General features: G+C 61.3%; 8 protein-coding genes. 4 read left to right on the top strand and 4 right to left on the bottom strand.

Annotated elements, in window-relative coordinates; genetic code table 11:
- Positions 1 to 84 precede the first annotated feature (84 nt).
- Positions 85 to 2439 (bottom strand): penicillin acylase family protein, encoded by a 2355-nt coding sequence (locus CFE47_RS21155; protein WP_286840154.1) that lies wholly within the window; start codon positions 2437 to 2439, stop codon positions 85 to 87.
- A gap of 30 nt (positions 2440 to 2469) precedes the next feature.
- The gene (locus CFE47_RS21160; protein ID WP_286840156.1) at positions 2470 to 3045 is read right to left on the bottom strand and encodes a DUF6436 domain-containing protein; all 576 of its coding nucleotides are present in this window, start codon (positions 3043 to 3045) and stop codon (positions 2470 to 2472) included.
- 98 nt (positions 3046 to 3143) lie between these two features.
- On the opposite strand from CFE47_RS21160, the gene bipL reads away from it, so the two are divergent.
- Positions 3144 to 4067 carry a phospholipase BipL gene (gene bipL, locus CFE47_RS21165; RefSeq protein ID WP_286840159.1) on the top strand — a complete coding sequence of 308 codons (924 nt, stop codon included), beginning with the start codon at positions 3144 to 3146 and terminating at the stop codon, positions 4065 to 4067.
- Positions 4068 to 4169: 102 nt separating this feature from the next.
- Here bipL and CFE47_RS21170 read toward each other — a convergent pair whose 3' ends face one another.
- Positions 4170 to 4922, bottom strand: coding sequence for a hypothetical protein (locus tag CFE47_RS21170; protein ID WP_286840161.1), 753 nt, complete (start codon positions 4920 to 4922; stop codon positions 4170 to 4172).
- A gap of 131 nt (positions 4923 to 5053) precedes the next feature.
- Here CFE47_RS21170 and CFE47_RS21175 point away from each other — a divergent pair, with 131 nt between their 5' ends.
- Positions 5054 to 5686 (top strand): 2OG-Fe(II) oxygenase, encoded by a 633-nt coding sequence (locus CFE47_RS21175; RefSeq protein ID WP_185709828.1) that lies wholly within the window; start codon positions 5054 to 5056, stop codon positions 5684 to 5686.
- A 2-nt stretch (positions 5687 to 5688) separates the two neighbouring features.
- Positions 5689 to 6183 (top strand): 2-thiouracil desulfurase family protein, encoded by a 495-nt coding sequence (locus tag CFE47_RS21180; RefSeq protein WP_286840163.1) that lies wholly within the window; start codon positions 5689 to 5691, stop codon positions 6181 to 6183.
- 101 nt (positions 6184 to 6284) lie between these two features.
- Here CFE47_RS21180 and CFE47_RS21185 read toward each other — a convergent pair whose 3' ends face one another.
- Entirely contained in the window at positions 6285 to 6776 is a 492-nt protein-coding gene (locus CFE47_RS21185; protein WP_286840165.1) for a transporter substrate-binding domain-containing protein, read from the bottom strand.
- A 134-nt stretch (positions 6777 to 6910) separates the two neighbouring features.
- Here CFE47_RS21185 and CFE47_RS21190 point away from each other — a divergent pair, with 134 nt between their 5' ends.
- Entirely contained in the window at positions 6911 to 7351 is a 441-nt protein-coding gene (locus tag CFE47_RS21190) for a DUF4399 domain-containing protein (RefSeq protein WP_185709756.1), read from the top strand.
- The last annotated feature ends 136 nt before the right edge of the window (positions 7352 to 7487 follow it).

The raw sequence follows: 7487 nt of genomic DNA on the forward strand, positions 1-7487 counted from the left end.
GCTGGCTTGCCTGCGATAGCGGTGTATCAGTCATACCGCTATCGCAGGCAAGCCAGCTCCCACACTGATCGGGTTTACAGGTAGTTATCGAGCTGGCAGTAGCTTTAGCGTACCGCGCGTATTGGCTGTCACTTCCTCGTCGCTGAAATGCGCTTGCTCATAGCCGCCTTCGATATAGGTTTGCGCCTGGTCGCCATAGTGCTGGTCAAACGGCACGCCGCTTTGTCCTACCGGGTTGATGGTGAGGGCGTGGGCCGGGTCGGCGAAGTCGATCAGGCGGCGGGTCGATGGGCCGTAGGTGACCGGCCAGGGTGCCGGGCCGATCATGGCCGACTGGTTGTTCGGCACTTCGTGGGTGCCGGGCGCGGGGAACGGGCCGACGTTGAACACCTTGTCCAAAGGCTTTTGCGTGCCCAGCGGATGGCCGTGGGTCAGGGTGTGCGCTTTGCCCCATTGCCACTGGCCCGGGTCATCGCCGAAGGTCGCCTTGAGGTGCGCCAGGCTATTGTCCCAAGCGAGCTTGACGGTCTCGGCACGCTTGCCGTCCCACCACGGCGAGTCCGGTGATGCGGCCAGGCGTGGCAGGGCCGTGTCGATCACGCGGGTGGTCAGCAGGGTCTTGAACATGCCGTCGCCGAGTTTCGGGTGAAAGGCGGCGTCAGTGAGGTTGAACAGAAACTGGTTGAACAGCGTGGCGCTGGTGGAGTCCAGCGGGTAGTCGCCCTTCCAGGTGGCCAGTTGTTCCACCAGTTTGAGCTGCGCCGGGTCCTTGACCACGTCACGCAGCACCGGCAACAGCGGGGCCAGCAAGCGTGGGCCGTAGGCGGTGGTGGTGCCCAGTTGCAGGGCCTGGCTGTTGTTCACGTCCCACTTCACGCTCTTGTCGCTCAGTTGCATATTCAACTGCTGGCCCCGGTCGGCCAGGTTGTAATAACCAGGAATCTCCATGCCGGTGGGCGACACGGGTTGTGCGTTGGCCGATACCACATAGCCACGCGCCGGGTTCTCTTCCTGGGGGTTGGCGCTGAACGGGTAAAAGCCCAATTTATCCGCCTGGGCAGTGCTGCCGTCGAGGATAAACCCGGCATTGACCCCAGCCGGGCGGATCGGCAACTGCGCCGCTGCCCACCAGCCGATATCGCCCTTGGCATTGGCCCACACGATGTTCAAGCCCGGCGCAGAAACCTTGGCCGCTGCGGCACGGGCCTTGGCCAGGGTGTCGGCACGGTTGAGCTGGTAGAAACCTTCGAGGATCGGGTTCTGGGTGTCGAGGAACGCCCACCACATGGCGATGGGGGTCTTGCCGGCGTTCTCGCCGAGCACGTCATTGATGATCGGACCGTGGGGCGACTGGCGCAGGGTGAGGGTAACCGGCGCCTGGCCCTTCACCGCGATCTGTTGCTCGGTGCGGGTCATGTCGACCCACTGGTCGTGGTACCAGACCTGGTTGGGGTTGGCCGGGTTGACCTTCTCGGCGATGAGGTCGAGGTCATCGTTCTGGAACATGGTCAGGCTCCAGCCGAATGCCAAGTTGTGCCCCAGGAACGCCACCGGTACCAATGCGTTGTGATAGCCATATAACTCAAAACCTGGCGCCGACAGCTGGGCTTCGTACCACACCGATGGCACCGAGAAACGGATATGCGGGTCGCCCGCCAGCAAGGGCTTGCCGCTCTTGGTACGGCTGCCGCTGATGGCCCAGGCATTGCTGCCTTCGAACTGCGGCAGGCCATTCTCGGCCAGGGCCTGTTCGCTCAATGAGGCAAGCGCGCCGAGGGTCTTCCAGTCACTGGCGGCCAGGTTGAGCGCGCCCTTGGGCTGCCAATCCAGGTCAAACACTTTGAGGTAATCGCTGCCCAACTGATCACGTACGTAGGTCAGCAGTGGCTCGGTACGAAACGCGGCGGCAAAGCTGTAGGCCATGTACCCGGCGACGCTGATGGTGTCCTCGGCGGTAAACGGCCGCTTGGCGATGCCCAGTACGTCGAACTCCATGGGGCTGGCGTGGCTGTCCTGATATTGGTTAATGCCGTCCAAGTAGGCTTGCAGGGCCTTCCAGTGCGCCGACTCATGGTCCAGCTGCGCCACGTAGCTGGTTGCGCGCTCGCGAATGCGCAGGCTGCGGAACAGCTTGTCGGTCTCCAGCAGCTTAGGCCCGAGCACCTCGGCCAGCTCGCCACGGGCCAGGCGCCGCATGATCTCCATCTGGAACAGCCGGTCCTGGGCGTGCACATACCCGAGGGCGCGATACAGGTCGGTCTCGTTCTCGGCGCGAATGTGCGGCACGCCACGGTCGTCGTAGCGCACCGTGACCGAGCCTTGCAGGTTGGCCAGCGTCACCGTGCCCTGGCGCGTCGGCTGCTTGCTGTACACGTACCAACCGGCGCCCAAGACGACCAATACCAGCAGAACCGCGAGAACCTGCAAGACGCGCTTCATGAACTTTCCTTAGCAAGAATGGGTAGCGAACTACTGACCTTTAGGCCACGAACAATAGCAGCCCACCGCCAAGGTGTGCGTGGCATTCACTTCGCGTCCGTCTTCAAGTGCCTTGAGGATCGGCTCGATAAAGCTGTTGCTGGAATTGCACGTCAGCCCTTCGCTGTACGGCCCGAAATACGCGAGCTTGCCGGTGCGGTCCCAGATTCCCACGGCCGGGCTGGCCGGCACCTGATCGGCGCCGGGCAGGGCGGTGAGGGTTTTCATTTTATGCAGGTTGCCGGGCAGTTGGCCGTGGCTGCCGGCTTTTTGCAGGGCATAGAACTCGACCCCTTGGGGCGCGTAGTGCTCGATCAACTCGCCCAAGTGTTGCTGGTTGCCGACGTTGCAGGGACAGGCCGGGTCCCAGAAGTGCACCAGGCGGATCGGCCCTGGGCCACTGAGTTCGGCGGGCAGGCGCAAGGCATCGCCGGAGAACACCGCCGTGTGTTCGCTGAACGCCCGCAGGTAGCGGCCTTGGAACCAGTCATACGCCGCCCACAGCACGCCAGCGCAGATGACCAGGATCAGGCTGGCGAACAGGGCGGTACGGTAGGGCGGTCGCATTCAGATGTATCCTCGAAGGTCGCGTAGCTTGCCATGCTTGTCCTGACAGATGAATATCGCAGCTCGATATTCATCTTCGCCGTAGTCTGGAAGCCTTTATGCCCGTCACCTTTGACCCCGATCATCTGCGCGAAAGCTTGCGGCCCTTGGTGGATGCGCAACCGCTTTCAGCCGAGGCACGGGTCTATCAGCGTTTCTACGGGCTGGACCAGGCCGTCAGCCGCCTGGGGCGCTTCGAGGTCGACGGCTTCGAGGTTGTGGCCCAGGTGTGGTGGCCAGCTGTGCCGGTGGCGACGATGTTTATGTTCCACGGCTTCTACGACCATATGGGGCTGTATCGCCATGTAGTGCGCTGGGCCCTGGACCAGGGCTTTGTGGTGATCGCCTGCGATTTGCCGGGGCATGGGTTGTCCAGCGGCCCGCGTGCCAGCATCGATGATTTTGCGGTGTACCAGCATGTGGTGCAGGCGCTGTTCGCCCAGGCATCCACGCTGCAATTGCCTCAACCCTGGCACCTGTTCGGGCAAAGCACCGGCGGCGCGGTGGTGGTCGACCATTTGCTCAACCATGGCGCCGACAGCCCGGCCCAGGGCAAGGCGTTCCTGCTGTCGCCGTTGGTGCGTCCGCGTTCGTGGGGCTGGTCGCAAGTGAGCTATTACCTGCTGCGGCCGTTCGTCAAAGGCATTGCGCGGCGGTTCAGCGATAACACCAATGACCCTGCGTTCAAGCCGTTCCTTGAGGCAGACCCGCTGCAACCACGCCAGTTGCCCACCACCTGGGTGGGCGCGCTGGCGCGCTGGATCAAACGCATCGAAGCCGCACCGCAGAGCCTGCGGCGGCTGGTGATCGTGCAGGGGGAGGAAGATATGACTGTGGACTGGCAGCACAACTTGCAAGTGCTGCGGGGCAAGTTCGATCAGCCTGAGGTGCTGATGGTGAAGCGTGGCAGGCATCACCTGGCCAATGAAATTCCGGAGATTCGCCAGGAGTACTTCAAGTACCTCACCGACCATCTGAAGTAACGCGGTCCAATGTGGGAGCTGGCTTGCCTGCGATAGCGGTGTATCAGAAACACATAAGGCGCTGACCCACCGCCATCGCAGGCAAGCCAGCTCCCACATTGGTTACTGGGTCAGGCTGGAAGTGCTTTGTCCGACAGCTAAACCGGCGCGGATCGCCGCCAACGCAGCCTGGTAATACGCCTTACCCTCCGGCGACTCCGCAAACGTCGCGAACTCTTCCAACTCCGGGTCAGACAAATCCCGATAGACATACAACAGTGTGTTGTTCAGGTCCTTATCAATCTGCTGCATCAACCGCTCGCGCTGGCCATTCAACATGCCCTGCGCCTGACCGCCGCCCAACAGGCCGGGAATCATCTGGCTCAAGCTATCAGCAGCCACGCCGGCAATCGCCAGGCTCACTTCCGCCCCGGCTTCACGCGCAGGCAGCGCTTGCGCCAGGTGGCCGATGATCAGGCTGCGAGTGGCGTCGGCTTCGATCTTCGGCAGGCCTTGGGCGTTCTTTGCCAACTGGTCGCGGCGCGTGGCCAGCAGCTCGGCGGCGACAATCTTGCGGCCCAACGACGATTGGAAAAACGCCAGTGCAGGTTTGGGGTCCGCCAGGTTCTTGCGCAACTGCGCCTCGGCACGCTGGTCCACGGCCTGGGCGGCGAAGCGTTTGTTGCTGTTGTCCACCAGCGCCTGATACACCGCTGGCGGCAGGCTGTTGCGGTAGCGTTGTTGGGCGGCACTGAGGGCGTCATTGAAATGCGCACGTTGTTCGGCCCAGCCGGCGACCTTGTACAACTGGTCATGGCCGTCTGCCCAAGCGGGCAAAACGCAGAACATCAGCATGGAAAAAAACAAACGACGCATATGGACTCCTGTCAGTCGGCCACTATTGTCCGTGTCGGGCGTAGGATTTGTCGAGAAATCCTATCGGCTACCTGATTAAAGTGTATTCGGACGCTCGGCGGCTCTGTCGGATTCACAGGCGTATGGATACTATGCGCGCCATGCAAATACCCCTTGATCACCCGCTGTTGCAACGTATTGTCGACGACCTGGCTGAAAAAGGCTGGTCGCGGCAGGACGGCTTCCTGCCCCAGGCTCTGACCCTGGAACTGGCGGCTGAGTGCCGTAAACGTGCAGCCGAAGGTGAACTGGCCCCGGCGGCGGTAGGACGCGGCCCGGCCCAGGAGATCCGCGAGGGGATTCGTGGTGATCATATCCAGTGGCTGGAAGAGGGCGATGCAGCGGTCTGCGACACCTATATGGCGTTGATGGACAGCCTGCGCCTGGCGATGAACCGCGGCCTGTTCCTCGGCCTGGAAGATTTCGAAAGCCATTTCGCGATGTACCCGCCAGGGGCGTTTTACCTCAAGCACCTGGACCGTTTCCGCGACGACGACCGCCGCATGGTCTCGGCGGTGATCTACTTGAACGACGCCTGGCTGCCCGAACACGGCGGGCAGTTGCGCATGTACCTCAAGGATGGCGTCGAATACGACGTAGTGCCCGCCGGCGGTTGCCTGGTGGTGTTCCTGTCCGGGGAGGTCCCCCACGAAGTCATGCCCGCCACGCGTGAACGCCTGTCCCTCACCGGCTGGTTTCGCCGGCGGGGCAACGAGCCTTTTTGAGCATGGAAAAAATTCTGATCAGCCGCTGCCTGCTTGGGCACAAAGTGCGCTACGACGGCGGGGCCAGCGGACCGTTCGATCAACTGGCGGCATGGCAGGCCGAGGGCCGTGTGGTTGCGATCTGCCCGGAGGTCGCCGGTGGGTTGCCGACGCCGCGTCCGCCTGCAGAAATTCCCGGCGGGCAGGGCGTGGAGGTGTGGGAGGGTCGTGCACGGGTGCTGACGGCCGAGGGGGAGGACTTCAGCGAAGCCTTCCTTGATGGCGCGCGGCAGGCGTTGGCGCTGGTGCAGCGCCACAACATTCGGATTGCCGTGCTCAAGGCCAATAGCCCGTCGTGTGGGAATTTGCTGACCTATGACGGGACCTTTTCTGGTGTAAAGGTCGCAGGCGAAGGGGTGACGGCGGCGTTGCTCAAGCGCCATGGTGTGCAGGTGTTCAGTGAGTTGGAGCTGCCTGAGGCGGCAGTGGCCTTGGCTCAACTCTCAGAAACTGTGTAGTCCAATGTGGGAGCTGGCTTGCCTGCGATAGCAGTGTGTCAGCTACACATAGGGTGCTGATCCACCGCTATCGCAGGCAAGCCAGCTCCCACATTAGAATGTCACTCGGCCTTGGCTACGGGCTCGTTCTCAAGCCACTTCTGCGCCAACGCCTTCAACCGTCCATCCGCCTTCACCCGCTGCAACGCCTTGTCCAGGCTGGCCTTGAACGCCGGGTTACCCTTCTGGAACGGAATCGCCAGTTCTGGCTTCTCGTTATACGTCTCACTGAAATCGAACCGATCCTTGAGCTCAGCAGTCATAGCGATATGGTTGATGGCCACGTCGTACTTGCCGGTTTCCACCCCTGGCAGCAGGTCGGCGTCATCGGTGGTAATGAACGAGGGGCGCACGTCCATCTCTTTAGCCAGTTGTTCACCCAACTCCACTTCGAAACCGGTTAGCTTGTCGCCTTCCTTGAAGTTGAACGGCGGGGTATTGGCTTCAAGGGCGATACGCAGTTCGCCACGGTCAAACACATCATCGACCAGTTCGGCGTGAGCCAAGGGGCTCACAAGGGGAAGCAAAAGTAACAGGCCAGGCGAAAAGCGCATGGTCACTCCTAGATAATTTTTATGTGCGAGGCGCCGTTCAGCATCGCTTTGCTATGGTGTTGAGTGCCTTGGACAGCAATTTGTCGCGAAGTTGTCATAACCCTACAGATTTCCTGGAAAAACTGGAGAAGCGAATGAAAGCCCTTTTGTCCCATGCAACGATTGCCAGCCTGCTGCTGGGCGCCTCAATGTTGGCGAACGCCGCCGACCTGCCGCGTACCCCTGCGCCTAAAGGCGCCGAAGTGTTTATTGTGTCGCCCAAAGACGGCGCAACTGTCGATAAAACCTTCACCGTCAAATTCGGCGTTAAAAACCTGGACCTGGAGCCTATCGACAAGCAAGTGCCGAACGCCGGTCACCACCACCTGTTGGTAGACCAGGACGTCACCTCGCTCAAAGCCGACGAAGCTATTCCGGCTACCGCCACGTCGATTCACTTCGGCAAAGCCCAGACTGAAACCGAGCTGACCCTGACCCCAGGCAAGCACACCTTGCAACTGGTGGCGGGCGACAACGTTCACCGTCAGTTCGAACCTACTGTAGTCTCGAAAGTGATCACGGTTAACGTTAAGTAAGATTTGTTCTGTCCAGTCCTGAAATAGGTTTACACCTATTTCAGCCTCAAAACGCCCGATGCACCGCATCGGGCGTTTTGTATTTCAGCGATAGATGTGGCCGCTCGCTGTTATAGATCTGCACCGATTGATCCAC

Origin of the sequence: Pseudomonas sp. PGPPP1 (assembly GCF_002255865.1) — a bacterium.
GTDB lineage: Bacteria > Pseudomonadota > Gammaproteobacteria > Pseudomonadales > Pseudomonadaceae > Aquipseudomonas > Aquipseudomonas cremoris.